Genomic DNA, 26,065 nt, shown 5'->3' with positions numbered 1-26,065 from the left:
ACTATAGCTGGATTGGTTATCCGTAGTCAGGCTGGTAGGTTGGCCGGGTGATAGTGGGGAGGTCGGCTGAGCTGGCCGTGGTCACCGCAGGGCTGGACGCCATATCCAGCAGCGGCACGGCGCTGGTGGTCGAGGGCGAGGCCGGGATCGGCAAATCAACGCTGCTCGCAGCCGCGGCCGACTGGGCGAGCGCACACGGGTTCGCCCGGCTGGGTTGCTCTGGGCTGCAGAGCCAGACCGAGATTGGATTCGCGGGGGCGCACGAACTCATCCACCCCTTGCTGGGCCACGCCGACCAGCTTCCCAGGCGGCAGCGCAACGCGCTGATGACGGCATTTGGCCTGGAAGGCGGGCCGGCCCCGGATCGGCTACTGGTTTGCCTGGCCGTGCTCGGGTTGCTCGAAGAGGCGGCCACACGACGCCGGCTCCTGCTGGTCATCGACGACGTGCAGTGGCTCGACCAGTCGTCGCTGGACGTTCTGGCGTTCGTGGCGCGCCGGCTCACCAACGCACCGCTGATGATGTTGTATGCCGAACGGACCGGCTTGGACGGCCCCGTGCCTCAGCTCGATGGGCTGGCCCGGCTCCCATTGGGCCCGCTGCTGCCCGCGGCGGCGCGCGAGTTGCTAGCCGCGACACTGCGCACGGTGCCGCGCGACGTGGACGATTACCTCCAGCAGCGCGTGCTCGGTCAGGCCAACGGAAACCCGCTTGCCGTGATCGAACTGGCGAACGCTCTCGGCGAACGGGGCCGTGACGCGGCCATCTTCGCCGGTGAACCGCTGCCGACGACTCGGCGAGTGGAACGGGCTTTCCTGGCCCAGCTCGATGCTCTTTCCGAGGACAGCCGTCTGCTGCTGCTGCTGATTGCGGCCAGCGGAGGATCCCTCCCCGAGGTCAGTGCCGCCGCAGCGCATATCGGCCTGGACTTCGGTGCGCACCTTGCTCCGCTGGAGCGGGCTAGCCTCGTCACCGTTGGCGGAGGGCGGGTCCAGGTCCGGCATCCGTTGATCCGCTCCACGGTGTACGGCGCCGCGCCGTTGGCCTCTCGTACCCTCGTGCACCGCGCGCTGGCGACGTGTGCCGACGACCCCACCAAGGCGGCTTGGCATCGCGCCGAAGCGACCTTCACCCCCGACGAGCACGTCGCAGCGGAGCTCGAACGCGCCGCCGAGCGGGCGCGGGGCCGCGGCGCCGGCGCCGAAGCCGCAGCGGCGCTACGGCGCGCCGCGGTCCTATCTGTCACGGCGGGCAACCGCGTGCGGCGACTGGCCCACGCCGCCGAAGTCGCCCGCAGCGCCGGGCAGACCGCCGAGGCCCTCCGCATCCTCGCGGAAGCAGAACCGATCGCGCACGAACTCTGCGAAGCGGAGCCGTTGGCCATCACTCGATTCGTTCTCAACGTCACTGCCGCCATTCCTGGACAGGCCGCCGACGACCTGGTGGCGCTGGCCATGAAGTTCCCGGACGGTGATCCGCAGCAGCGAGAGTTGTTGTGGGCAGCCGCAATCGAATGCCGTATGCATGGGCTCGCCCACCGGCCGCGCCAGGAGGTGCTCTCCGCGATCACCCGACTCGACGATATCGAGGGCGACCCCTTGGCCGGGGTCGCGCTGGCTCTGGTCGACGACACAGGCAAAGGCCTGGCAGTGCGGGCGCGGCTGCCTCGATTGATCGACGCGGCGGGAGACGATCCGCTCTTGCTGATGGCGTTGGCCTTCACCGCCGAAGCGCTCGCCGACCGCGAGCATGCGATGCAGTGCTGGACCCGCGTGGGCAGCCTCTCACGTCATCGCGGCTCGCCGGCCAACGAATGCGAAACCCTGCGCGGCAGTTCACAACTGCTCGTCCTCACCGGCCGCATCCAAGCCGCGGCGATCGCCGCACAGAGCAGTCTGCAGATGGCCGACGATATGAATCTGCCCATGACGGCAGGCTCGGCGGCGGCGATCCTCGCCCGGGCACTGACCCTGCAGGGGCATCCCGACCGCGCCCGTCAGGCACTCGAGCAGGCGCGCTGCCGGCTGGCGCCGGACCCGCAGATACTTTGGCACGACGACGCGCACTGGGCAGCAGGGATGGCCGCGTTGTGTACCGCCAACCATATGGAAGCCGTGCGCCACTTCCGTAAGATGACCCTGCATCGGACCAGCCGACGATGGGCGATCGCCGACCTCGCCGAGGCGGCGGAGGGGTGCGGTCAGACCGAAGGGATCGGGTCGCTGGTCGACGACGCGGAGGCGCAGGCAAATCGCCTGGGCGCCGGCCTGGATATCATGCTGGCGCAACGCGCCCAAGCGCTGTTGGCTGCCTCCGACGATGAAGCCGAGCAGCGGTTTCTCGCGGCTCTGGCCGTCGGTGCGGACGCCGACGCTGAACTCGAACTTGCGCGCACCGATCTGCTTTATGGCGAATGGCTGCGCCGCCGGCGGCGAATCGTCGAGGCCCGGACGCACCTGTCGGGCGCACTGACCGCGTTCGATGGCGCCGGCGCCGCACCCTTTGTCGAGCGAGCCAGGGCCGAACTGCGTGCTGCCGGCGTGACCGGCACCCACCACACCGCCCGTAAACCTCTCGCCGAAAGCCTGACCTCACAGGAACTGCAGATCGCGCAACTGGCGGCATCCGGTCTGACGAACCGAGAGATCGCTGATCGAATCTATCTGTCGCACAAGACAGTCGCGGCACACCTGTACAAGGTGTTCCCAAAATTGGGCATCACCACCCGCAGCCAACTGCACGCCGCCCTCGGCGAACCGGTCATTTGACCGATACCCGGGCGTACCTGCGGTATCGAGTGCCTCAATGGCCCAGGAAATGACAGATATGCTGCCCGAACTCGACCGGATACTGGTCCAGGAATCCATGCCCAGCATCGGGGTAGATGCGAAGCTGAGCACCGCGAATCGCCTCGGCCAGCAGATAGGTGTTCTTTGTTGACATCATGGTGTCGTTATCGCCATTGGCAACCAGCGTCGGCTGTGTGATCGCGGAAAGCCGCTCCAGCTTGGCCGACTCCGGGATGCCCCAGGTCATCAAAGCCTGGTACTGGGCGTCACGACAGGCCAGGGTGGTTTCCTGATCGCGGTCCTCCGTCCGCGTGTGGGTGCGCGCCAGATACTCCCAACCCCGTTTCACGCTGGCGTCTGATCCCGAAAAGAACAGTGAGAGAAAGCCTTCCGGTGTGATCTCATCGGCGCAGGCCCAGCGATACACGTCATCTGACCAGCGATGCAGATCGGGAGCGCCTTGCGGTGCCGTCCCGGCCAGTACTAGCCGGCGAGGCAGTCGGGGGCGCACCAAGGCGATCTCTTGGGCGAGATGCCCACCGAGGGAAAACCCAAGCAAATCAATCGATTTAAGACCGAGCTCGTCGATGAACGCCAACGCGTCCGCGACCATCGCGCCTACGGTGCCCGGTGTCGCACCGGTGGAGGCGCCGACACCGCGCAAGTCTACCGTGATTACCTCACGGTCGGCAGCCAGCACGTCGAGCAGGGACGGATCCCAATAGTCCAGATTGCCGCGAAAATGCTGCAGCAGCACCAACGGCGGCACGACCCCGGACCAGGTTCCGAAGCGGCGGTAGGCAAACGTGTCACCGCTCACCTCAACGCTCAGGTTCGGGGCAAATGCGGTGCCCGGTTGGTCTAAGGGCGTCATATGTCTGCCTCTCTGGTGGTTACATCGATCACACTGCCCATTAGGCTGGCAGCGCTCGCCCGGCGCGGGTATCCGTCAAATGACCATCACCACGTTCGGGCCGAGGTGGCCTCGGTGTCTTCGGTTCTTTTTTTGGCCTGCTATACCAACCCTGACCCGTCGACGGGCGGACCAAGTGATCCGCGCCGATACTGGGACACATGGTTGACGTTTCCGACATCGCGCTCGAACCGATCGGCGCCGTGCAACGGACGCTGGTCGGTCGCGAGGCGACCGAGCCGATGCGCGCCGACATCAGGCTATTGGGCACCATCCTCGGCGACACCGTGCGCGAACAGAACGGTGACGAGGTTTTCGACCTCGTCGAACGCGCCCGGGTCGAATCGTTTCGGGTGCGCCGCTCCGAGATCGACCGCGCCGAGCTGGCCCGGATGTTCGACGGCATCGACATTCACCAGGCGATCCCGGTCATCCGCGCCTTCAGCCACTTCGCGCTGCTGGCCAACGTGGCCGAGGACATCCACCGGGAGCGCCGCCGTGCGATCCACGTCGCCGCCGGCGAGCCACCGCAGGACAGCAGCCTGGCCGCGACGTACGCGAAACTCGACGAGGCCGAACTCGATTCGGCCACGGTCGCCGCCGCGCTGCGCGGGGCCCTGATCTCCCCGGTGATCACCGCCCACCCCACCGAAACCCGGCGGCGCACCGTCTTCGTCACCCAGCACCGGATCACCCAGCTGATGCGGTTGCACGCGGAGGGGCACACCGAAACCGACGACGGCCGCGACATCGAGCGAGAGTTGCGCCGCCAGGTGCTTACCCTGTGGCAGACCGCACTGATCCGGTTGTCCCGGCTGCAGATCACCGACGAGATCGAGGTCGGGTTGCGCTACTACGCGGCGGCGTTCTTCCAGGTCATCCCGCAGGTCAACGCCGAGGTGCGGGATGCCCTGCGCAACCGCTGGCCCGACACCGATCTGCTCGCCGCGCCGATCCTGCGGCCCGGTTCCTGGATCGGCGGCGACCGCGACGGCAACCCGAACGTCACGGGCGACGTGGTCCGCCAGGCCACCGGCAGCGCCGCGTTCACCGCGCTGTCGCACTACCTGGAAGAGCTCGTCGCCCTCGAGCAGGACCTGTCCATGTCGGCGCGCCTCGTCCCCGTCACCCCCGCGCTGGCCGAACTGGCCGAGGGTTGCGCCGAGGAGGCCCGCGCCGACGAGCCGTACCGGCGGGCGGTGCGGGTGATCCGGGCCCGACTCACCGCGACGAGCGCCGAGATCCTGGACCGGGAACCGCAGCACGAACTGGACCTCGGCCTGGCGCCGTATTCCACGCCGGCCGAGCTCCGGGCGGACCTCGACACGATCGACGAGTCGCTGCGCGCCCACGGCGGCGCGCTGCTCGCGGAGGACCGCCTGGCGCTGCTGCGAGAAGGCGTGAGCGTCTTCGGCTTTCACTTGAGCGGTCTCGACCTTCGGCAGAACTCCGACGTGCACGAAGAGGTGGTGGGGGAGCTGCTGGCGTGGGCCGGGGTGCACCCGGACTACGTTGCACTGCCCGAGGACGAGCGGGTCGCGCTGCTGGCGGACGAACTGGGCACCCGCCGTCCACTGGTCGGTGACCGCGCGCAACTGTCCGACCTGGCGCGCAAGGAGCTCGAGGTGATCGGCGCCGCGACGCATGCCGTCGAGCGCTACGGCCCGGCCGCCGTCCCGAACTACGTCATCTCGATGTGCCGCTCGGTGTCCGACGTCTTGGAGGTGGCGATCCTGCTGAAAGAGGCTGGGCTGCTGGACGCTTCCCGACCGGAACCGTATTGCCCGGTGGCCATCTCGCCGCTCTTCGAGACGATCGACGATCTGCACAACGGGGCGGACATCCTGCACGCGATGCTGGAGCTTCCGCTGTACCGGGCGGTCGTCGACGCCCAGGGCGGTTGCCAAGAGGTGATGCTCGGCTATTCCGATTCCAACAAGGACGGCGGTTACCTGGCCTCCAGCTGGGCGGTCTACCGCGCCGAGCTGGCTTTGGTCGAGGTGGCCCGCAAAGCGGGAATCCGACTGCGGCTCTTCCACGGTCGCGGCGGCACCGTCGGCCGCGGGGGCGGCCCGAGCTATCAGGCCATCCTGGCGCAGCCGCCCGGCGCCGTGAACGGCTCACTGCGGCTCACCGAGCAGGGTGAGGTGATCGCCGCCAAGTACGCCGAGCCGCAGGTGGCGCGGCGCAACCTGGAGAGCTTGGTAGCCGCGACGCTGGAGTCGACTCTGCTCGACGTCGAAGGCCTGGGCGACGCCGCGGAGCCCGCCTACGCGGTGCTCGACGAAGTGGCCACCCTGGCGCAACGCGCCTACGCCGAATTGGTCCACGACACACCGGGTTTCGTCGAGTACTTCACGGCCTCCACCCCGGTCAGTGAGATCGGTTCGCTGAACATCGGCAGCCGGCCGACGTCACGCAAACCCACCTCGTCGATCTCCGACCTGCGCGCCATCCCCTGGGTGCTGGCCTGGAGCCAGTCGCGGGTCATGCTTCCCGGGTGGTACGGCACCGGGTCCGCGTTCGAGCAGTGGATCGCGGCGGGCCCGGAAAGCAAAGACGAGCGGGTGGCGATCCTGCACGAGCTCTACGAGCGGTGGCCGTTCTTCCGCAGCGTCCTGTCCAACATGGCCCAGGTGCTGGCCAAGAGCGACCTCGGCCTGGCGGCCCGCTACGCGGAGCTGGTCGACGACGAGGAACTGCGGGACCGGGTGTTCGGCAAGATCGTGGACGAGCACCGGCGAACCATCGCGATGCACAAACTCATCACGGGTCAGGACGACCTGCTCGCCGACAACCCCGCGCTGGCGCGTTCGGTGTTCAACCGCTTCCCCTACCTGGAGCCGCTGAACCACCTTCAGGTGGAATTGCTGCGCCGCTACCGCTCCGGCGACGACAACGAGTTGGTGCAACGCGGCATCCTGCTGACGATGAACGGATTGGCCAGCGCGTTACGGAACAGCGGGTGACGGGCATTCGTAAGCCATGTCCGACGTCGCGTCGCCCGTCAGCGCCGCTCAGGTGGCCCAGAACGGCATCTTCGAACGACTAGCCCGGGTCGGGTTCGTCGTCAACGGGATCCTGCACCTGATCGTCGGCTACCTCGCGATTCGGGTCGCATGCGGGGACGGCGGCACCGCCGACCAAACCGGCGCCCTCGCGACGCTGGCGACCAAGCCGGGCGGCCCGGTCGCGCTCTGGATCGCCACCGCCGCCCTGTTGGCGATGGGCCTGTGGCGGCTCGTCGAATGCTTCCTCGGCCGATCATGCGACCGTGAGTCGGACGGCTCGTCGTCGGATGCGTCGTCGCGGCTGAAGGCGTTGGGCCTGGCGGCGGTCTACCTGGCTTTCGCGTATTCCGCGTTCGGATTCGCCCGCGGCGCGGGCAGGGCTGCGGATCAACAGAATTCGGGCATCAGCGCGCGCCTGATGGCCACGGCCGGCGGCACCGCGGCGCTGATCGCGTGCGGCGCGGTCATCGTCGCGGTCGGTTGCTACCACATCTACAAGGGCGCCAGCCGCAATTTCGTCGACGACCTCCGCGGCAAGTCCGGTGACTGGGTGCGCCGCCTCGGCGTGGCCGGGTATATCGGCAAGGGGATCGTGATCACCCTGACGGGCGCGCTGGTGATCGTGGCCGCGTGCCGCTCGGAGCCGAAGAAGGCCACCGGCCTCGACGGGGCGCTGAAGACCCTCGGGTCCCAGCACTTCGGGGCGGCGCTGCTGATCGCGGCCGGGCTAGGGATCATCACCTACGGGCTGTACAGCTTCGTGATGGCCCGGTCGACCAAGATGTAGCGGCCGACCGCTATTGAACCGCGCGGTTGCGCAGCCGGTCCACCACGCCGCGCACGGCGTGCTCGGTCATGGACAGCGGCGTCATCATCACCTCGCCGACTTTGACCATGTCGTCGATCCGCCCGACGATGGCCTCGACGGGCTCGACCAGGACGATCAGGCGCCGCGCCAGATCGTCCAGCCGCGACAGGGTGCCGTCCAGGTGGTCCAGGCCGCTCTCCATGCGCTCGACCGTGGCGTTCAGGGCGGACAGCGACGTGTTCAGCTCTTTCATCGTCGTGCTCAGGCCGTCGAGCACGTCTTCGACCTGCTCAACCGTCTTGTCGGCGTTCAACGCAGCCTGGGTGAGGGTCTTGAGCCGGCTTCGCTCTTGCCCACCGCGCACGGTTCTGTCTGCCATGCCCGTCATTATCACCCGGACCCACCGGGTGAGAAACTAGCTTCGCTGACCCGGGGGAAGTTTGGCCGCGGCCTCCTCGTCGAGCAGCCACAGCGTGGTTTCCTGGCCGATCGCCCCGGCCGCCGGCACCGAGACGGGCGGGGCGCCACCGATGGCCGCCGCCACGGCGTCGGCCTTCGAAGCCCCGGACACCATCAGCCAGACCTCACGCGAACGCTGAACCGCGGGCAGCGTCAAGGTAATTCGCTGCGGCGGCGGCTTGGGGGAGTCCTCGACCGGCACCACCATGCGGCCGGTCTCCAGCACGGCCGGAGTGTCCGGGAACAGGGAGTTGATGTGACCTTCGGGCCCCATGCCCAGCAGGTGCACGTCGAAGTTCGGCGCCGGTTGGCCGGGTTCGGCGTTGGCCGCCAGCAGTTGTTCGTAGGCCAGCGCCGCGGCGGCGAGATCGGTGCCGAATTCGCCGTCGCTGGCCGGCATCGCGTGCACGTGGCTGGACGGGATGTCGATCCGGTCCAGCAACGCCGCACGCGCCTGCTTGTCGTTGCGCTCGTCGTCGTCCTCGGGGACGTAGCGTTCGTCGCCCCAGAACAGGTGCACCTTGGGCCAGGCGATCTCGAAGTGCGCCAGCGACTCGAGCAGCCCGATGCCGTTACCGCCGCCGGTCAGCACCACGAGCGCCCGGTCCCGGGCCGCCACGGCGTTGCGGATGCTCTCCGCCAATCGGTTGGCCGCGGCCTCGACCAGCGCCTTGGTCTCCGGGAAAACTTCGATGATGGTGCTCACACGTACTGCACTTTCTCAATGCCTTCTAACGCTGTCTGGTAAATCTCGTCGGGATCAAGCCGCCGCAGATCCTCGGCGAGGCACTCGCCGGTTTCCCTGCGCGCCAAGGGAAGCAGGGCATCCGGCTTGGCGGTGCGGCTCAGAGTTGCCGTCCTGCCCTGCTGGGGCCGGCTCAAGACGATGGTCTCGCTCTTGCGCGCGAGTTCCACCTTGAGCTCGCCGACCGCCCGGCGCACCGGGCCATCGATGCGGCTGGCCAGCCAGCCCGCGAGGACGTCAAGCGCCGGTTCGGTTTTCAATCCGGACACCAGGGCCGACTCGATCGGCTCGTGGGGCGCCAGGTCGACCGCGGAGGTGAGCAGTGCCCGCCAATAGGTGATGCGGGCCCAGGCCAGGTCGGTGTCGCCGGCGGTGTAGCCGGGCAGCCGGCCCTTGATCGCCGCCAGCGGATCGGTTCCGTTGGTGGCATCGGTGATACGCCGAATTGCCAACTTGCCCAACGGGTCCTGGGCGGGCACGGCCGGGGCGATGTCGGGCCACCACGCCACCACCGGGATGTCGGGGAGTAGGAACGGGGTCACGACGCTGGCGGCGTGCCCGGCCAGCGCCCCGGACAGGTTGAGGATCACCACCTCGGTGGCGCCGGTGTCGCCGCCGGCCCGCAACTGCGCGTCCAGGCGCGGCTTGTCGGCGTACGGGTCGCCCCGCATCGTCACGATGACCCGGCTGGGGTGCTCGTGGCTGGCGTTGTTGGCCGCCTCGATCGATTCCTCGAGGATGGCGTCGCTGTCCGGCGCGATGATGAGCGTGAGCACCCGGCCCATCGTCACGGCGCCGACCTTCTCCCGCAGTTCCTCGAGCCTCTTGTTGACCGCCGTGGTGGTGGTGTCCGGCATGTCGATGATCATGCGCCCCACTCTCCCCCGCAGGCGGGCGGTGCCCCCGCAGCATCACTTCGTTGTGCATTGTCGACGGCGCGGATCATTTAGGGCCGCCGCCATTCACGCCCGGTCCGGCGCAGCATCTCGAACGCGGACTCCGGACCCCAGGTGCCCGCCTCGTACGGCTCGGGCTTGCCGTCGGCCGCCCAGTAATCCAGGACGGGATCCAATATCTGCCAAGCCAATTCGACCTCTTCGTTGACCGGGAACAGGGAGGGCTCGCCCAGCAGCACGTCGAGGATCAGCTGCTCGTAGGCCTCCGGTGACTCCTCGGCGAACGCTGAGCCGTAGGAGAAGTCCATGTTGACGTCGCGGACCTCCATCGCGGTTCCCGGCACCTTGGACCCGAAACGCAGGGTGATGCCCTCGTCGGGCTGCACCCGGATGACCAGTGCGTTGGCGCCCAGTTCGTCGGTCATGGTGGCGTCGAACGGCAGGTGCGGCGCCCGCTTGAAGACCAGCGCGATCTCGGTGACCCTGCGGCCCAGGCGTTTTCCGGTCCGCAGGTAGAACGGCACACCGGCCCAGCGGCGGGTGTCCACCTCCAGCGTGATGGCGGCGAACGTCTCGGTGGTGGAGTCCTTGGCGAACCCCTCCTCGTCGAGCAGGCCGACGACCTTCTCGCCACCCTGCCAGCCGCCGGTGTACTGGCCGCGGCTGGTGGTCTCGTCCAGCGGCTGGGCGAGTTGGGTCGCCGAAAGCACCTTGATCTTCTCGGTCTGCAACGCCGACGGGTTGAAGCTGACCGGCTCTTCCATCGCGGTGAGCGCCAACAGCTGCATCAGGTGGTTCTGGATGACGTCGCGGGCGGCCCCGATGCCGTCGTAATAGCCGGCGCGCCCGCCCAATCCGATGTCCTCGGCCATGGTGATCTGCACGTGGTCGACGTAGTGCGCGTTCCAGATCGGGTCGAACAACTGGTTGGCGAAGCGCAACGCCAGGATGTTGCGCACCGTCTCCTTGCCCAGATAGTGGTCGATGCGAAACACCGCCTCCTCCGGGAAGACGGCGTTGACCGCGCGGTTGAGGTCCTGCGCGCTCTCCAGGTCGTGCCCGAAGGGTTTCTCGATGACCACCCGGCTCCAGCGGTCGCCCTGCGGGCGCGCCAATCCGGACTTGTGCAGCTGGTCGCACACCACCGGGAAGGACTTCGGCGGGATCGCCAGGTAGAACGCGTGATTGCCGCCGGTGCCCCGCTCGGCGTCCAGCTTGTCCAGGGTTTCGGCCAGCCGACCGAACGACGCGTCGTCATCGAAAGACCCTGGCACGAACCGGAATCCCTCGGCCAGCCGCTCCCAATTCTCCTCCCGGAACGGTGTGCGGCAGTGATCCTTGACGGCCTGGTAGACCACCTTGCGGAAGTCCTGGGTTTCCCAGTCCCGGCGCGCGAATCCCACCAGCGAGAAGCTCGGCGGCAGCAGGCCGCGGTTGGCCAGGTCGTAGATGGCCGGCATCACCTTCTTGCGGGCGAGATCACCGGTGACCCCGAAGATCACCATGCCGCACGGGCCGGCGATCCTCGGCAGCCGCTTGTCGCGCTTGTCCCGTAACGGGTTATGCCATTGTTCGGCGGTGCGAGCCGGACTCATTTCGAGGCGGAACCCAGCTGCTTCTGTGTCTCCTCCAGCAGCTCGGTCCACGACTCCACGAACTTCTCCACGCCCTCGTTCTCCAGAACGACGAACACGTCGGTCAGGTCGATCCCGACTCCGGCCAGCTTGTCGAACACTTCCTGGGCCGCCGACGCGGTGCCGGTGACGGTGTCACCCTTGATCTCGCCGTGGTCGGCCACGGCCTCGAGCGTCTTTTCCGGCATGGTGTTCACCGTGTTCGGCGCGACCAGCTCGGTGACGTACAGGGTGTCGGAGTAGTCCGGGTTCTTGACCCCGGTCGACGCCCACAGCGGGCGCTGCACGCGGGCCCCGCTGCCCTTGAGTGCCTCGAAGCGATCGCCGCCCTCGAAGACCTCCTGGTAGGCCGCGTAGGCCAGCCGGGCGTTGGCCACCCCGGCCTGTCCGCGCAGCGCCAGCGCTTCCTGTGACCCGATCTTCTCCAGACGCTTGTCCACCTCGGTGTCCACCCGGGACACGAAAAACGAAGCGACGGAATGGATCTTGGACAGGTCGTGTCCCGCCTCGCGGGCCTTCTCCAGGCCGGCCAGGTAGGCGTCCATCACCTGGCGGTGCCGCTCGACGGAGAAGATGAGGGTGACGTTGACCGAGATCCCTTCGGCGAGAACGGCGGTGATGGCCGGAATCCCGGCCTTGGTCGCCGGGATCTTGATGAACAGGTTGGGCCGGTCGACGATCTTCCACAGCTCGACGGCCTGCGCGGTGGTCTTGTCGGTCTCGGCGGCCAGGCGCGGGTCGACCTCGATGGAGACCCGGCCGTCGACCCCGTCGGAGGCCTCCCACTGCGGACGCAGCACGTCACAGGCGTTACGCACGTCGTCGGTGGTGACCGTGCGGATCGTGGCGTCCACGTCGGCGCCGCGCTCGGCCAACTCGGAGATCTGGTCGTTGTAGGTGTCGCTGTCGGCCAGCGCCTTCTGGAAGATCGACGGGTTGGTCGTCACTCCCACAACGCTTTTGGTGTCGATGAGCTCCTTCAGGTTGCCCGATTGCAACCGCTGGCGCGACAGGTCGTCCAGCCACACGGATACGCCCGCGGCGGACAGCGCCGCGAGGTTAGGGTTCTGAGTCATGTGGATTACCCTTTCTCAGTTGTCCACTACCTGTTCCGCGGCGGCCGCGACGGCTTCTGCGGTGAAACCGAACTCACGGAACAAAGTCTTGTAATCGGCGGATTCGCCGTAGTGCTCGATCGAGACGATGCGACCGGTGTCGCCGACGAGCTTGTGCCAGGACTGCGCGACGCCCGCCTCGACGGCCACCCGGGCCGACACCGACGGGGGCAGCACGCTGTCGCGGTAGTCCTCGGGCTGCGACTCGAACCATTCCACGCACGGCATCGACACCACCCGCGCGACAATGTCCTTGTCGCCCAACAACTTCTGGGCCTCGACCGCCAGCTGGACCTCGGAGCCGGTGGCGATCAGCACGACGTCGGGATCCTCGACCCCTTCGTCACCCAGGATGTAGCCGCCCCGGGCCACACCCTCGGCGTCGGTGCCCTCCAGGATAGGCACGCCCTGGCGGGTCAGGATCAGCCCGACCGGGCCGCTGCCGTTGCCGCGGGCCAGGATCGTGCGCCAGGCGTACGCGGTCTCGTTGGCGTCGGCCGGCCGCACCACCGACATCTTGGGGATGGCGCGCAGCGCGGAGAGGTGCTCGATCGGCTGATGGGTCGGGCCGTCCTCGCCGAGCCCGATCGAATCGTGCGTCCACACATAGATGGTGTCGATGTCCATCAGCGCGGCCAGTCGCACCGCCGGGCGCATGTAGTCCGAGAACTGCAGGAAGGTGGCGCCATAAGCGCGGGTTGGGCCGTGCAGCACGATGCCGGACAGAATGGCGCCCATCGCGTGTTCGCGGACGCCGAAATGGAGGGTCCGCCCATACCAGTGAGTGGTGTATTCCTTCGTTGAGATCGACGGCGGCCCAAACGAGTCGGCGCCCTTGATGGTGGTGTTGGTGCTGCCGGCCAGGTCGGCCGAACCGCCCCACAGCTCGGGCAGCTTTGGTCCCACCGCGTTGAGCACCTCGTTGGACGCCTTGCGGGTCGCTATCGCGTCGGAGCCCGGCTCCCAGTGCGGCAGGTCGGCGTCCCAGCCGTCGGGCAGCTCTTCTGCGGTCAACCGGTCCAGCAGCGCCTTGCGGGCGGGTTCGCGCTCCGCCCAGGCGTCGAAGTCCGCCTGCCACTTCTCGTGGGCCTCCTTGCCCCGGTCCACCAGCTTGCGGGTGTGGGCGATGACCTCGTCGCGCACCTCGAAGTTCTTGCCCGGGTCGAAGCCCAGGATCTCCTTGACGGCGGCGACCTCCTCGTCGCCCAGCGCCGCGCCGTGCGCCTTGCCGGTGTTCATCAACTTCGGCGCGGGGTAGCCGATGATGGTGCGCAACTCGATGAACGACGGCCGGTCGGTGACGGCCTTGGCGTTGGCGATGGCCTCCTCGATGCCGACCACGTTCTCGCCGCCTTCGACGCGTTGTACGTGCCAGCCATAGGCCTCATAGCGCGCGGCGGTGTCCTCGCACAGCGCGATGTTGGTGTCGTCCTCGATCGAAATCTGGTTGCGGTCGTAGAAGACGATCAGGTTGCCCAGCTGCTGGACGCCGGCCAGCGACGAGGCTTCCGATGTGACGCCCTCCTCGATATCGCCGTCGGAGGCGATCACGTAGATGAAGTGGTCGAACGGGCTGGCGCCCGGGGCGGCGTCCGGGTCGAACAGCCCGCGCTCATAGCGCGACGCCATCGCCATGCCGACAGCCGACGCAAGACCCTGGCCGAGCGGACCCGTCGTGATCTCAACACCCTTGGTGTGCCGGAACTCCGGGTGCCCAGGTGTCTTGGATCCCCATGTGCGCAGCGACTCGATGTCGGAGAGCTCCAGGCCGAACCCGCCCAGGTACAGCTGGATGTACAGCGTGAGGCTGCTGTGCCCGCAGGACAGCACGAAGCGGTCGCGACCCAGCCAGTAGGTGTCGCTGGGATCGTGTCGCATCGTGCGCTGGAAGAGCGTGTACGCCAGGGGGGCCAGGCTCATCGCGGTTCCGGGATGTCCGTTGCCGACCTTTTGCACCGCGTCGGCGGCCAGCACCCGAATCGTGTCGACGGCGGCCGAGTCGATCTCGGACCAGTCGTCGGGGAGGTGCGGTTGGGTCAGCGTGGAGATCTCTTCGAGTGTGGTCACAGACTCAGTCCTTGGGGTTATCGAGCTGATCAATCCCACCCTAGTGCGGGAGGGCCGGCTCTTGCATCGCTGGATTTCGGGTACCCGCCGCCGGCTGGTGTGAAAATAACGCGGTGGCCGTCGACCCGTAACATTCAGTCCGGAAATCTTCGGAGAAGTATGCCTTGATTGGACCCTGCGGGCAGGCCGGCACCGGCCCGCGGTCTACCATCGTGCGTAGTAGATCGTGCGCGCTGCTGCGACCCCAAGGAGTTATTGCGTGAGCGTTCGCGGGCGCGTCGCCCCGAGCCAGGTACCGAGCCGAGTACAGAGCACGGTGCTGGCGTACTTGGCGCTGACTAAGCCGCGGGTCATCGAGCTGTTGCTGGTGACCGCGATACCCGCCATGCTGCTCGCCCACCGCGGCGTCGTGAACCCGCTGCTGATCCTCAACACGTTGATCGGCGGGATGCTGGCCGCCGGGGGCGCCAACACGCTCAACTGCGTGGCCGACGCGGACATCGACAAGGTGATGAAGCGCACTGCGCGCCGGCCGCTGGCTCGCGCCGCGGTGCCGACGCGAAACGCGTTGGTGCTGGGTTTGGTGCTCAGCGTCGGCTCGTTCTTCTGGCTGTGGTGGACGACGAACCTGCTGTCGGGTCTGCTGGCGCTCGCCACGATCGCCTTCTACGTGTTCGTCTACACGCTGCTGCTCAAGCGGCGCACGTCGCAGAACGTTGTGTGGGGCGGTGCCGCCGGTTGCATGCCGGTGATGATCGGCTGGTCGGCGGTCACCGGCACCATCGGCTGGCCCGCGCTGGTGATGTTCGCGATCATCTTCTTCTGGACGCCGCCGCACACCTGGGCGCTGGCCATGCGGTACAAGGACGACTACAAGGCGGCCGGCGTGCCGATGCTGCCCGCCGTGGCGACCGAGCGTCAGGTCACCAAGCAGATCCTCATCTACACCTGGCTGACGGTGGCAGCGACGCTGGCGCTGGCGCTGGCCGCCGGCTGGCTCTACGCGGCGGTCGCCGTGGTGGCCGGCGTGTGGTTCCTGGCGATGGCCCACCAGCTCTACGCGGGGGTCCGCGCCGGCGAGCCGGTCAAGCCGCTGCGGTTGTTCCTGCAATCGAACAACTACCTGGCGGTGGTGTTCTGCGCGCTGGCGGTTGACTCGGTGATCGCGCTGCCGACGCTGCTCTAGTCGGCCCTACGGCAGCAACACGATCGATCCGGTCGTCTTGCGGCCCTGCAGATCCTGGTGTGCGCGCGCCGCTTCGGCGAGCGGGTAGCGGCCGCCGACCTCGATGGTGATGCCGCCGCCGGCGATCGCGTCGAATAGTTCGCCTGCGCGCCAATGGAACTCGTCGCCGGTGCGGATGAAGTGCGCCAGCGACGGGCGGGTCAGGAACACCGACCCGGCGGCGTTGAGGCGCTGCGGGTCGAACGGGGGAACGGGTCCGCTGGCGGCGCCGAACAGCGCCAGGGTGCCTCGCACGGCGAGGCTGGCGAGGCTGGCGTCGAAGGTGGTCGCGCCGACGCCGTCGTAAACCGCGGCCACCCCGTCGCCTCGCGTCAATTCGCGAATCTGCTGGCCGAATTCGCCCGGGTCGTCGGGGTAGGAGAGCACCTCGGCGGCGCCGGCCTCCCTGGACATCCGCTCCTTCTCCGGGGTGGAGACCGTCGTGATGACCCGCGCCCCGAGCAACGTGGCCCACTGCGTCAGGATCAGCCCGACCCCGCCGGCGCCCGCGTGCACCAGCACGGTGTCCCCGCTCTTGACCGAATACACCGACGTCAGCAGATAATGCGCGGTCAGGCCCTTCAGCATCACCGAGGCGGCCACCTCGGACGTCACGCCATCGGGCACCTTGGCGGTCAAAGCCGCTGGGGCGGTGGCGAATTCTGCGTAAGCGCCCGACGCCGCGGCGGTGCCCACCCGGTCGCCCTCGCGGAAGCCGTCGACCCCGTCGCCGGTGGCGACGACGGTGCCGGCGGTCTCCTGGCCGAGGACGAACGGCACCTCGCGCGGGTACTGCCCGGAGCGGAAGTAGGTGTCGATGTAGTTGACGCCGATCGCCTCGGCCTTGATCAAGAGCTCGCCCGGGCCGGGCGTGGGCTCGGGGACGTCGACATAGCGCAGGACTTCGGGACCACCGTTTTCGCTGACTTCGATTGCGTGCATGTGGATATCATGCCCGGGCATGAAACTCGCCCGTCCGGACATCTTCCATCCCCGCATCGTGCTGGCGGGTGGTCCGCGCCACCCCGACGACGCCGGCCTGCTGCCGGCGCTGCGCACCCGTGGGCTGCACGCGCGCTGGCTGTCCTGGGACGATCCCGAGACCCTCGGCGCCGACCTGGTGATTCTGCGTGCCTCCGCGGACCGCAGCGACGAGTTCCTCGGCTGGACGCGGCGGGTGCGCCACCTGCTCAACCCGCCGGACGCGGTCGCGTGGAACCTCGCTGAGCGGTATCTGAGCGACCTGGCGGCCGCCGGGGTGCCGACGCTCGCGGGCGGGACGGCGCGGGCGGCGTTGGTCTTTCTCGGCGGCAAGCAGTCACACGCCTGGCCGGTCGAGCCGGACTTCGAGTCGTGGGACGTCGGTTACGCCGCGCTGGCGGCCGCCGCCGACCGCACCGGCATCGCCGCACGCGACCTCCTGTACGCGCGCGCCGACCTCGCCGAGGGACGGCTGGTCGGGCTCGACCTCGTCGCGCCGTCGCTGGGCTGGCGGCACCTGCGCGCCGACGACCGCGAGCGCGCCCAGCGCGACTTCGCGCTGGCCGTGGAGTCAGCCTGCGAACGGCTCGGGCTGGGCCCGTTCTCGCATCGACGCCCATAGCGCCGCGGTGGCCGCGGTGCACGCCGCCGCCCCGGCCACGTGCAGGGCGACCAGCGCGGCGGGCACCCCCGTGAAGTACTGGGCGGTGCCGACGGCGGCCTGTGCGCAGACCAGGCCGAGCAACACGATCAACCGTCGCAGGATGGGCCGGGCGGCGTGCACCGCCAGCAGCCCGAAGCCCAGTCCGATCAGCAGGGCGAGGTAGGCGACCAGCAGCGAGGAGTGCGCGTGGACCAGGGTGTCGACCGCGACCTTGAGCCGGGGCACGGTCCGGGTGGGGCTGCGGTCACCCGCGTGCGGGCCGGCGGCCGTCACCAGCGTGCCGGTGACCAACACCACGGCCAGGTCCAGCCCGATCAGCGCCGTCAGGGCGCGCAGCGGCCGGGGGACCCGCCGGCGCGTCACGCCTTCGTCGGGCTCGCCGATCTTGACGTAGAGCAGCACCGACAGCCACACCATTGTCATCGAGGTGAGCAGGTGGATGGCGACCGTCCACCACAGCAGCCCGGTGCGCACGGTGATGCCGCCGATGACCGCCTGCACTACCGTCGACACCGGCATCAGCCACGCGTAGACCAGCACCTCGGTGCGGCGCCGGGCCCGGATCACGGCCAGCACGGCCAGCGCCGCCGCGACGACCACCGCAAAGGTGATCATGCGGTTGCCGAATTCGACCGCCTGGTGGATGCGCGGCACCTCGGCGTGGGCGACGGGGGTGAAGCTGCCCGGGAAGCACTGCGGCCAGGTGGGGCAGCCCAGGCCCGACGCCGTGACGCGGACGATCGCCCCGGTGACGGCGATACCGCCCTGGGTGAGGACGACGGCCGCGGCGATGAGGCGCTGGACGCGCACGCTGGGGCTGGGGAGCAGGTCCACCAGCCGCATCAGCGTTCGTCCCACCGGCATGGCCCGATGGTAGGCCAACGAAAACTACACCCTGTAGTAAGCCCTGGCGTCGCGAGCCATAAACCACACACGTCCGCAGCGTGTCGTGTCCGTGGTTTTACGTGTCGCGGATCCGGAGCCGCCGCGCCTCAGGTGAAGCGGAACCAGCGCCGCGCGGCCAGCGCCGCGACCGCCCCCCACGCCGCCAGGACGGCGACGCCGAACCAGTCCACCGACAGCACCATCGCCCGCGACAGGGCCTCGGTGAGCGCGCCCGACGGGGTGAGCCGGGCCGCCCACTTGACCCCGGCCGGGATCATCCCGCTTTCCACGGTCAGCGCGCCGAGCCCCGCGAACACGAACCACAGCAGGTTGGCCACCGCCAGCACGATCTCGGCGCGCAGCGTCCCGCCGAGCAACAGCCCGAGCGCGGCGAAGCCCGCGGTGCCCAGGGCGATGACCGCGGCGCCGAGCAGCAGCGCGGCCGGCGCGGGCCGCCAGCCGAGCGCAAACCCGATGGCGCCCAACAGGATTGCCTGCAGGAAGACCACGGTGACCACGGCCAGCGACTTGCCGGCGATGATGCCCCAGACCGGCAGCGGGGTCGCGCCCAACCGCTTGAGCGCGCCGTAGCGACGGTCGAAGGCGACCGCGATGGCCTGCCCGGTGAACGCGGTCGAGATCACCGCGAGGGCCATGATGGCCGGGACGAAGGTGGCGGCGCGGTTGTGGCCGAAGGAGCCGAACGGCAACAGCGTCAACCCGACCAGAAGCGTGATCGGGATGAACATGGTCAGCAGCAGCTGCTCGCCGTTGCGCAGCAGCAGCTTGAGCTCGAGGCCGAACTGCGCGGCCAGCATCCGCGGCACGGCGTTCGGCCTAGGGTCGGGGGTGAAGGTCCCCGCGGGGAAGACGTTCGATTGGGTCACTGCCGCAACTTCCTGCCGGTGAGGTCGAGGAACACGTCTTCGAGGCTGCGCTGCTCGACGCGCATGTCGGTGGCCAGCACGTCGATCCGTGCGCACCATGCGGCGACGGTGGCCAGCACCTGCGGGTCGACCGGGCCCTCGACCAGGTACTCGCCGGGCGTCACCTCCGAGGCCTTGTAGTCCTCCGGCAGGGCGGCGGTCAGCAGCGACAGATCGAGCCGTGGCGGCGCGGTGAACCGAAGCTCGTCCTTTGCGCCGGCGCGCATCAGCTCGGTCGGCGTGCCGGCGGCGACGGTCGCGCCGTGGTCGATGATGACCAGCCGATCGGCCAGCTCCTCGGCTTCCTTGAGTTGGTGGGTGGTCAGCAGCACCGTCACGCCGTCGCGGCGCAGTGCGTCGATCAGCTCCCAGACCAGCAGCCGGGCGTGGGCGTCCATGCCCGCCGTCGGCTCGTCGAGGAAGACCAGTTCGGGGCGGCCGACCAGTGCGCAGGCCAGCGCGAGCCGCTGCTGCTGCCCGCCGGACAGCCGCCGGTAGGTGGTGCGGGCCGCGTCGGTGAGGCCGAGGGTGTCCAGCAGCCAGGCCGGGTCCAGTGGGTCCGCGGCGTAGGAGGCGACCAGGTTGAGCATTTCGCCCGCCCGCGCGGACGGGTACCCGCCGCCGCCCTGCAGCATCACGCCGATGCGGGTGCGCAGGCGGGCGTTGTCGGCGATCGGGTCCAGCCCGAGCACCTCGATCGTGCCGGCGTCCGGGCGCACGAAGCCCTCGCACATTTCGACCGTCGTGGTCTTGCCGGCACCGTTGGGCCCCAGCAGCGCCAGCACTTCGGCGGCGTGCACCTCGAGGTCGAGATCGGCGACGGCCGTGGTGGATCCGTAGCGCTTGGTCACCCCGCGCAGCCGCACGACCGTCTCAGGAACGTCCGAGCTCACGAGCGCCGCTCCTCCTCATCGCTTCGTCCCCCGCAAGCGGGAGGTGCCCCCACTGCATCGTCGTCGGCGCGGCTCACGTGGAATCAGCGTAGGCGTCAGGCGCCGCCGCCGGGCGGGGGGTCTGAGCGGTCGCGGGCGCCGTTTCGGCGGTCGTCTGTTGCGGTTCGGCGCTGTCGGCCGGGAGCCGCCGCCACGGCAGGCGGGTGTAGGTCACCGCGATGAGGACCGCCACGATCACGGTGCTGGCCAGGGTCGCGTCGACGATCTGGAACAGCGCGAAGCGGTCGCCGTTGGCCGTCGGGCCGAAGATGCCGACGACCAGGGTGATGACGATGACCGCGACGCGGAAGCCGCTGCGGGTCGCCCAGGCCGCGAGCGGGATGATCGCCCACAGCAAATACCAGGGCTGAACGACGGGAAACAGCAGCACCGTGACGCCCAGCGCCACGCCCAGGCCGCCGATGGGATGCAACCGCCCGCGGAAGACGGCCACCAGCAGCCAGCCGACCATCACCGTGATGATCAGCACGCCGATGGCGCGGGTGAGGCCCAGCACCGCGGTGGTGTGATCGCCCAGCCCCAGCAGGATGCCCACCTGCCCGGTGCCCAGGGCGAGCAGCGTCGGCGGCGACATCCAGCTGCGCACCACGTTGGCGGTGCCCAGCGTGTAGATCCAGCCGAAACCGAGGCCGCTGGCCCAGCCGACGACCGCCATCACCGCCAACGACAGCGCGCTCATCGCGCCGCCCGCCAGCAACAGCGCCCGCAGGTTGCCCCCACAGCGGTAGGCGAGCGCCATCGTGACGAAGCCCAGCGCCAGCAGCGACGGCAGCTTGACCTGTGACGACAGCACGATCAGGACCGCGCCGGCCAGCAGCAAGCCCAGCGGTTCCCAATCGGGACCGGGCCGCCAGGAGGAAGGCAACAGCCGCGATGAGCGCGCCGAGTCCAGGCCCCGCAGCGCGAACTCGGCGCCGGCCAGCATCAGCCCGAGCATCAGCGCCTCGTTGTGGACGCCGGCGACCAGATGCATGATCAGCAGCGGGTTGGCGGCGCCCAGCCACAGCGCGCTGACCTCCGCGACGCCGCAGCGCCGGGCCAGCCGCGGAGTCGCCCAGACGATCAAGCCCACGCCGATCAGCTCGACGAGCCGGTGGCACAGCACGGCGGCGACGATGTTCTCCCCGGTGATGGCCGAGATGCCGCGCCCGATCCACAAGAACAGCGGACCGTAGGGCGCCGGCGTCTCCCGCCACAGCGTGGGCACCGAAAGCGTGAAGACGTGGGACAGCCCGAGCCCGGACGCCGGGCCCACCCGATAGGGGTCGAGCCCCTCCAGCGAGATCTGGCTCTGGGCCAGGTAGGAGTAGACGTCTTTGCTGTACATCGGCGGCGCGATCAGCAGCGGCAGCGTCCACAGCAGCAGCGTGCGGTCGAGGTCCCCGCGCGACATCCGCCTGCTGCCCAGCGCGAACCGCCCGAGCATCAGCCAGGCCAGCGCCATCATGACCGCGCCGGTGGTCGTCATCGTCAGGGACACGGTCTGGATACGGGACGGCAGGTTGAGCAACCGCACCCCGAAGGTCGGGTCCTGGACCACGGGCCGGGCGCCGGCGCCCAGCGCGCCGATGGCCATCAGGATGGTGCCAGTCGCGCCGAAGAGGCGGGTGCGCTGCAGCGCGGTGAGCTCGGTATCGTTCAGCGGCGTGCCCACCGTCTGCTCGTCGCCATGCAGGCTGGCGATCGACGAGCTCAGCACGTGGTGGCGGGCTGCCATCAGAGCAGCGTAACCGTCGGGGTCGCCGCGCCTCGTGCCCGGCGGGTCGCCCCGCGTTGCACTCACTGTGACCAGTGCAACGCCCGGTCAGGGCACCCTTGGTAGACCGATTCCCGGAATTGCGTCACACTGGTGTTGTGAAAATCCGAACCGGCTTCGATGACGCCGCCGTGGGCGCGGCGGTGCCGGATGGCCACACCCGCCGCGCGATCGTGCGCCTGCTGGTGGAGTCCGGATCGATCACCGCCGGCGAGATCGGTGACCGGCTCGGGCTGGCCGCCGCCGGCGTGCGACGCCACCTCGACGCCCTGATCGAGGCGGGCGACGCCGAGTCGGTGCCCGCCGCGGCGTGGCAGCAGGTGGGCCGCGGGCGTCCCGCCAAGCGCTTCCGGCTCACCGCGGGGGGCCGCGCCAAGCTCGACCACGCCTACGACGACCTCGCCGCCGCGGCCATGCGGCAGCTGCGGGAGATCGGCGGCGAGGATGCGGTCCGCACGTTCGCCCGCCAACGGATCGACTCGATCCTGGCCGGGGTACCGTCGGCCGAGGGCGACGACGACGCCGAAGTCGAGGCGGCCGCCGAGCGGGTGGCCGGCGCGCTGACCAAGGCGGGTTACGTCGCCACCACGACGCGGGTCGGCGGCCCGATCCACGGCGTACAGATCTGCCAGCACCACTGCCCGGTGTCGCACGTCGCCGAGGAATTCCCCGAGTTGTGTGAAGCCGAGCAGCAGGCCATGGCCGAGGTGCTCGGGACCCACGTGCAGCGGTTGGCGACCATCGTCAACGGAAACTGCGCCTGCACCACCCACGTGCCACTTACCCCGGCGCCCAGCCCGCGTCGTGACACCACGAGCATCGAAGGAGCGTCGTTATGACCCTCACGCCAGAGGCCCAGAAGGCCTTTAAAGCGGGAGAAGCAGAGCCGTTGACCCAGGAGCAGACGATCGCCTCGCTGGGCCGCTACGGCTATGGCTGGGCGGACTCCGACACCGCCGGAGCCAGCGCCCAGCGCGGGCTGTCCGAGGCGGTGGTTCGCGACATCTCGGCGAAGAAGAACGAGCCCGAATGGATGCTGCAGACCCGGCTGAAGGCGCTGCGCATCTTCGATCGCAAGCCGATGCCGACGTGGGGCTCGAACCTCGCGGGCATCGACTTCGACAACATCAAGTACTTCGTGCGGTCCACCGAAAAGCAGGCCGCCAGTTGGGATGACCTGCCCGAGGACATCCGGAACACCTATGACCGGTTGGGCATCCCGGAGGCCGAGAAGCAGCGGCTGGTCGCCGGTGTGGCCGCCCAGTACGAGTCCGAGGTGGTGTACCACCAGATCCGCGAGGACCTGGAATCGCAGGGTGTCATCTTCCTCGACACCGACACCGGCCTGCGGGAACACCCCGAGCTCTTCCAGCAGTACTTCGGCACCGTGATCCCGGCCGGGGACAACAAGTTCTCCGCCCTGAACACCGCGGTGTGGAGCGGCGGATCCTTCATCTACGTTCCGCCCGGCGTGCACGTCGACATCCCGCTGCAGGCCTACTTCCGGATCAACACCGAGAACATGGGCCAGTTCGAGCGGACCCTGATCATCGTCGACGAAAACGCTTACGTGCATTACGTGGAGGGCTGCACCGCGCCCATCTACACGTCCGACTCGTTGCACTCGGCGGTGGTGGAGATCATCGTAAAGCCCGGCGGCCGTTGCCGTTACACCACGATTCAGAACTGGTCGAACAACGTCTACAACCTGGTCACCAAGCGGGCGCGGGCCGAGGCCGGCGCGACGATGGAGTGGGTCGACGGCAACATCGGGTCCAAGGTGACCATGAAGTACCCGGCCGTCTGGATGACCGGCGAGCACGCCAAGGGCGAGGTTCTCTCGGTCGCTTTCGCCGGGGAGGGTCAGCACCAGGACGCCGGCGCCAAGATGCTGCACCTGGCGCCCAACACGTCGAGCAACATCGTCTCGAAGTCGGTGGCCCGCGGCGGCGGCCGCACCTCCTACCGGGGCCTGGTGCAGGTGAACAAGGGCGCGCACGGATCGCGTTCCAGCGTGAAATGCGATGCGCTGCTCGTCGATACGATCAGCCGCAGCGACACTTACCCCTATGTCGACATCCGCGAGGATGACGTCACGATGGGCCACGAGGCCACGGTGTCCAAGGTCAGCGACAACCAGCTGTTCTACCTGATGAGCCGCGGGCTGACCGAGGACGAGGCGATGGCGATGGTGGTGCGCGGTTTCGTCGAGCCGATCGCCAAAGAGCTGCCCATGGAGTACGCCCTGGAGCTCAACCGGCTGATCGAGCTGCAGATGGAGGGCGCGGTCGGATGACCGCCACCGCTGCTGCCGCCCTGAACAAGGGCGAGTTGTTCGCGTCCTTCGACGTGGACGCCTTCGAGGTGCCCAGCGGGCGCGACGAGATCTGGCGGTTCACCCCGCTGCGGCGGCTGCGCGGGCTGCACGACGGCTCGGCTCAGGCCACCGGCAAGGCGCAGATCAGCGTCGACGAGCAACCGGGCGTGCAGGTCGAAACCGTGCGCCGCGGCGACGAGCGGCTGGGCCGCGCCGGTGTGCCCACCGATCGGGTTGCCGCGCAAGCGTTTTCGTCGTTCAACTCCGCGACGCTGGTAAGCGTCGGCCGCGACACCCAGGTCGCCGGGCCGATCAACATCACGGTGACGGGGCCGGGTGCCGGCGCGGTGGCCTACGGACACCTGCAGATCAGCGTCGCCGAACTCGGCGAGGCGGTCGTGGTGATCGACCACCGGGGGAGTGGAACCTACGCCGACAACGTCGAGTTGATCGTCGGCGATGCCGCCCGGCTCACCGTGGTGTGGGTCGCCGACTGGGCCGACGACATGGTCCATCTCAGCGCGCACCACGCCAAGCTGGGCAAGGACGCGGTGCTGCGCCACGTCGCCGTCACCCTCGGTGGCGAGGTGGTGCGGATGTCGGCCAACGTGCGCTACGCCGCCCCGGGCGGGGACGCCGAGCTGCTCGGCCTGTACTTCGCCGACGACGGGCAGCACCTGGAATCGCGGCTGCTGGTCGACCACGCGCAGCCGAACTGCAAGTCGAACGTGCTGTACAAGGGTGCGCTGCAAGGGGATCCGTCCTCGCAGCTCCCCGATGCGCACACCGTCTGGGTGGGTGACGTGCTGATCCGCGCCGACGCCACAGACACCGACACCTTCGAGGTGAACCGCAACCTGGTTCTCACCGACGGGGCGCGCGCCGACTCGGTGCCCAACCTGGAGATCGAGACCGGCGAGATCGTCGGCGCCGGGCACGCCAGTGCCACCGGACGTTTCGACGACGAGCAACTGTTCTACTTGCGGGCCCGCGGCATCCCCGAGGACCAGGCGCGCCGGCTGGTGGTGCGCGGCTTCTTCGGCGAGATCATCGCCAAGATCGCCGTGCCGGAGATCCGCGAACGCCTGACCGCCGCCATCGAACACGAACTGGAAATCACGGAGAAGACAACAGCGTCATGACGACTTTGGACATTAAAGACCTGCACGTCAGCGTCGAAGATCCCAACGCCCCCGAGGGCAGCCGCGAGATCGGAATCCTCAACGGCGTCAACCTGACCGTCAAGTCAGGTGAGACGCATGCCGTGATGGGGCCGAACGGCTCGGGCAAGTCCACGCTGTCCTACGCCATCGCCGGCCACCCGAAGTATCGGGTGACGTCCGGGTCGATCACGCTCGACGGCCAGGACGTGCTGGACATGAGCGTCGACGAACGTGCCCGCGCCGGGCTGTTTTTGGCCATGCAGTACCCCGTCGAGGTGCCGGGCGTATCGATGTCGAACTTCCTGCGCAGCGCCGCCACCGCCGTCCGCGGCGAGCCGCCGAAACTGCGGCATTGGGTCAAGGAGGTCAAGGCCGCAATGGCCGACCTCGACATCGACCCGGCGTTCGCCGAACGCAGTGTCAACGAAGGGTTTTCCGGCGGGGAGAAGAAGCGCCACGAAATCCTGCAGCTGGGTCTGCTCAAGCCCAAGATCGCCATCCTCGACGAGACCGACTCCGGGTTGGACGTGGACGCGCTGCGGGTGGTCAGCGAGGGCGTGAACCGCTACGCGGAGGCCGAACACGGCGGCATCCTGTTGATCACCCACTACACCCGGATCCTGCGTTACATCCGCCCGCAGTTCGTGCACGTGTTCGTCGGGGGACGGATCGTCGAATCCGGCGGTCCCGAGCTGGCCGACGAGCTCGAGGAGAACGGCTACGTGCGCTTCACCGAAGCGGCGGCCGCGGGAGCGTAG

The 26,065-nt window shown here is 68.8% G+C and carries 21 protein-coding genes and 1 pseudogene; 9 read left to right on the top strand and 13 right to left on the bottom strand.

Features of this window, described 5'->3' with window-relative positions; all coding sequences use genetic code 11:
* Window positions 1–47 precede the first annotated feature (47 nt).
* Entirely contained in the window at window positions 48–2,768 is a 2,721-nt protein-coding gene (locus tag ACEL92_RS16135; RefSeq protein WP_374021735.1) for an AAA family ATPase, read from the top strand.
* Between the two features lie 34 nt (window positions 2,769–2,802).
* Here the strand turns inward: ACEL92_RS16135 and ACEL92_RS16130 are convergent, their stop codons facing one another.
* Window positions 2,803–3,663 (bottom strand): alpha/beta fold hydrolase, encoded by an 861-nt coding sequence (locus tag ACEL92_RS16130; RefSeq protein WP_374021734.1) that lies wholly within the window; start codon window positions 3,661–3,663, stop codon window positions 2,803–2,805.
* A gap of 200 nt (window positions 3,664–3,863) precedes the next feature.
* Between ACEL92_RS16130 and ppc the strand changes: the two genes are divergently transcribed.
* Entirely contained in the window at window positions 3,864–6,671 is a 2,808-nt protein-coding gene (gene ppc / locus ACEL92_RS16125; RefSeq protein WP_374021733.1) for a phosphoenolpyruvate carboxylase, read from the top strand.
* Window positions 6,672–6,687: 16 nt separating this feature from the next.
* Window positions 6,688–7,500: a DUF1206 domain-containing protein gene (locus tag ACEL92_RS16120; RefSeq protein ID WP_374021732.1), complete on the top strand. Its 813-nt coding sequence runs from the start codon at window positions 6,688–6,690 to the stop codon at window positions 7,498–7,500.
* A 10-nt stretch (window positions 7,501–7,510) separates the two neighbouring features.
* Here the strand turns inward: ACEL92_RS16120 and ACEL92_RS16115 are convergent, their stop codons facing one another.
* From ACEL92_RS16115 to tkt, 6 genes are all read right to left on the bottom strand, one after another.
* On the bottom strand, window positions 7,511–7,909 hold the full coding sequence (locus ACEL92_RS16115; RefSeq protein ID WP_374021731.1) for an ATPase: 399 nt from the start codon (window positions 7,907–7,909) through the stop codon (window positions 7,511–7,513).
* 27 nt (window positions 7,910–7,936) lie between these two features.
* Window positions 7,937–8,686: a 6-phosphogluconolactonase gene (pgl, locus tag ACEL92_RS16110; RefSeq protein WP_374021730.1), complete on the bottom strand. Its 750-nt coding sequence runs from the start codon at window positions 8,684–8,686 to the stop codon at window positions 7,937–7,939.
* Entirely contained in the window at window positions 8,683–9,594 is a 912-nt protein-coding gene (gene opcA, locus ACEL92_RS16105) for a glucose-6-phosphate dehydrogenase assembly protein OpcA (RefSeq protein WP_374021729.1), read from the bottom strand. The genes pgl and opcA overlap by 4 nt, the downstream gene beginning before the upstream one ends.
* Before the next feature lie 77 nt (window positions 9,595–9,671).
* Complete coding sequence (gene zwf, locus ACEL92_RS16100) at window positions 9,672–11,216, bottom strand: glucose-6-phosphate dehydrogenase (RefSeq protein ID WP_374021728.1); 1,545 nt, start codon at window positions 11,214–11,216, stop codon at window positions 9,672–9,674.
* Window positions 11,213–12,331, bottom strand: coding sequence for a transaldolase (tal, locus tag ACEL92_RS16095; protein WP_374021727.1), 1,119 nt, complete (start codon window positions 12,329–12,331; stop codon window positions 11,213–11,215). Before tal ends, zwf begins: the two co-directional genes overlap by 4 nt.
* Before the next feature lie 15 nt (window positions 12,332–12,346).
* The gene (gene tkt / locus ACEL92_RS16090) at window positions 12,347–14,437 is read right to left on the bottom strand and encodes a transketolase (protein WP_374021726.1); all 2,091 of its coding nucleotides are present in this window, start codon (window positions 14,435–14,437) and stop codon (window positions 12,347–12,349) included.
* A 259-nt stretch (window positions 14,438–14,696) separates the two neighbouring features.
* On the opposite strand from tkt, the gene ACEL92_RS16085 reads away from it, so the two are divergent.
* A complete protein-coding gene (locus ACEL92_RS16085) occupies window positions 14,697–15,623 on the top strand; it encodes a heme o synthase (RefSeq protein ID WP_374021725.1) in 927 nt (308 codons plus the stop codon).
* A gap of 6 nt (window positions 15,624–15,629) precedes the next feature.
* On the opposite strand, the gene ACEL92_RS16080 is transcribed toward ACEL92_RS16085, so the two are convergent.
* The gene (locus ACEL92_RS16080) at window positions 15,630–16,604 is read right to left on the bottom strand and encodes a quinone oxidoreductase (protein WP_374021724.1); all 975 of its coding nucleotides are present in this window, start codon (window positions 16,602–16,604) and stop codon (window positions 15,630–15,632) included.
* A 19-nt stretch (window positions 16,605–16,623) separates the two neighbouring features.
* Here ACEL92_RS16080 and ACEL92_RS16075 point away from each other — a divergent pair, with 19 nt between their 5' ends.
* Window positions 16,624–17,265, top strand: a complete 642-nt coding sequence (locus ACEL92_RS16075; protein WP_374021723.1) for a hypothetical protein — start codon at window positions 16,624–16,626, stop codon at window positions 17,263–17,265.
* On the opposite strand, the gene ACEL92_RS16070 is transcribed toward ACEL92_RS16075, so the two are convergent.
* The 5 genes and pseudogenes from ACEL92_RS16070 to mptB all read right to left on the bottom strand — a co-directional run bounded on the left by ACEL92_RS16070 (window position 17,215) and on the right by mptB (window position 21,788).
* Complete coding sequence (locus ACEL92_RS16070) at window positions 17,215–18,150, bottom strand: heme A synthase (RefSeq protein WP_374026241.1); 936 nt, start codon at window positions 18,148–18,150, stop codon at window positions 17,215–17,217. The genes ACEL92_RS16075 and ACEL92_RS16070 overlap by 51 nt on opposite strands.
* A 149-nt stretch (window positions 18,151–18,299) precedes the next feature.
* Window positions 18,300–19,079, bottom strand: coding sequence for an ABC transporter permease (locus ACEL92_RS16065; RefSeq protein ID WP_374021722.1), 780 nt, complete (start codon window positions 19,077–19,079; stop codon window positions 18,300–18,302).
* Window positions 19,076–20,011 (bottom strand): ABC transporter ATP-binding protein, encoded by a 936-nt coding sequence (locus ACEL92_RS16060; protein WP_374021721.1) that lies wholly within the window; start codon window positions 20,009–20,011, stop codon window positions 19,076–19,078. Before ACEL92_RS16060 ends, ACEL92_RS16065 begins: the two co-directional genes overlap by 4 nt.
* Window positions 20,008–20,082 (bottom strand): annotated as a pseudogene (locus ACEL92_RS16055) (16S rRNA (guanine(966)-N(2))-methyltransferase RsmD); the annotation flags it as partial. The gene ACEL92_RS16060 and the pseudogene ACEL92_RS16055, both read right to left, overlap by 4 nt.
* A gap of 2 nt (window positions 20,083–20,084) precedes the next feature.
* Window positions 20,085–21,788: a polyprenol phosphomannose-dependent alpha 1,6 mannosyltransferase MptB gene (gene mptB, locus ACEL92_RS16050; protein WP_374021720.1), complete on the bottom strand. Its 1,704-nt coding sequence runs from the start codon at window positions 21,786–21,788 to the stop codon at window positions 20,085–20,087.
* Window positions 21,789–21,862: 74 nt separating this feature from the next.
* On the opposite strand from mptB, the gene ACEL92_RS16045 reads away from it, so the two are divergent.
* Genes ACEL92_RS16045 through sufC form a run of 4 tightly spaced genes read left to right on the top strand, consistent with a single transcriptional unit; the run spans window position 21,863 to window position 26,065 of the window.
* A complete protein-coding gene (locus ACEL92_RS16045; RefSeq protein ID WP_374021719.1) occupies window positions 21,863–22,666 on the top strand; it encodes a helix-turn-helix transcriptional regulator in 804 nt (267 codons plus the stop codon).
* Complete coding sequence (sufB, locus tag ACEL92_RS16040) at window positions 22,663–24,123, top strand: Fe-S cluster assembly protein SufB (RefSeq protein WP_374021718.1); 1,461 nt, start codon at window positions 22,663–22,665, stop codon at window positions 24,121–24,123. Before ACEL92_RS16045 ends, sufB begins: the two co-directional genes overlap by 4 nt.
* Complete coding sequence (sufD, locus tag ACEL92_RS16035) at window positions 24,120–25,286, top strand: Fe-S cluster assembly protein SufD (RefSeq protein WP_374021717.1); 1,167 nt, start codon at window positions 24,120–24,122, stop codon at window positions 25,284–25,286. The genes sufB and sufD overlap by 4 nt, the downstream gene beginning before the upstream one ends.
* The gene (gene sufC, locus ACEL92_RS16030; RefSeq protein ID WP_374021716.1) at window positions 25,283–26,065 is read left to right on the top strand and encodes a Fe-S cluster assembly ATPase SufC; all 783 of its coding nucleotides are present in this window, start codon (window positions 25,283–25,285) and stop codon (window positions 26,063–26,065) included. Before sufD ends, sufC begins: the two co-directional genes overlap by 4 nt.

This window comes from Mycobacterium hainanense (assembly GCF_041890355.1).
In the GTDB taxonomy this organism is placed as follows: Bacteria; Actinomycetota; Actinomycetes; order Mycobacteriales; family Mycobacteriaceae; genus Mycobacterium; species Mycobacterium hainanense.
This window is presented reverse-complemented; position numbering and strand designations above follow the sequence as displayed.

Bases quoted from the DNA above. Each gene is read 5' to 3' on its own strand.
- sufD (WP_374021717.1), top strand. From the start codon at position 24,120: ATGACCGCCACCGCTGCTGCCGCCCTGAACAAGGGCGAGTTGTTCGCG.
- ACEL92_RS16115 (WP_374021731.1), bottom strand. From the start codon at position 7,909: ATGACGGGCATGGCAGACAGAACCGTGCGCGGTGGGCAAGAGCGAAGC.
- zwf (WP_374021728.1), bottom strand. From the start codon at position 11,216: ATGAGTCCGGCTCGCACCGCCGAACAATGGCATAACCCGTTACGGGAC.
- sufB (WP_374021718.1), top strand. From the start codon at position 22,663: ATGACCCTCACGCCAGAGGCCCAGAAGGCCTTTAAAGCGGGAGAAGCA.
- ACEL92_RS16075 (WP_374021723.1), top strand. From the start codon at position 16,624: ATGAAACTCGCCCGTCCGGACATCTTCCATCCCCGCATCGTGCTGGCG.
- ACEL92_RS16120 (WP_374021732.1), top strand. From the start codon at position 6,688: ATGTCCGACGTCGCGTCGCCCGTCAGCGCCGCTCAGGTGGCCCAGAAC.
- tal (WP_374021727.1), bottom strand. From the start codon at position 12,331: ATGACTCAGAACCCTAACCTCGCGGCGCTGTCCGCCGCGGGCGTATCC.
- ACEL92_RS16130 (WP_374021734.1), bottom strand. From the start codon at position 3,663: ATGACGCCCTTAGACCAACCGGGCACCGCATTTGCCCCGAACCTGAGC.
- sufC (WP_374021716.1), top strand. From the start codon at position 25,283: ATGACGACTTTGGACATTAAAGACCTGCACGTCAGCGTCGAAGATCCC.
- ACEL92_RS16080 (WP_374021724.1), bottom strand. From the start codon at position 16,604: ATGCACGCAATCGAAGTCAGCGAAAACGGTGGTCCCGAAGTCCTGCGC.
- mptB (WP_374021720.1), bottom strand. From the start codon at position 21,788: ATGGCAGCCCGCCACCACGTGCTGAGCTCGTCGATCGCCAGCCTGCAT.
- ACEL92_RS16070 (WP_374026241.1), bottom strand. From the start codon at position 18,150: ATGCGGCTGGTGGACCTGCTCCCCAGCCCCAGCGTGCGCGTCCAGCGC.
- ppc (WP_374021733.1), top strand. From the start codon at position 3,864: ATGGTTGACGTTTCCGACATCGCGCTCGAACCGATCGGCGCCGTGCAA.
- opcA (WP_374021729.1), bottom strand. From the start codon at position 9,594: ATGATCATCGACATGCCGGACACCACCACCACGGCGGTCAACAAGAGG.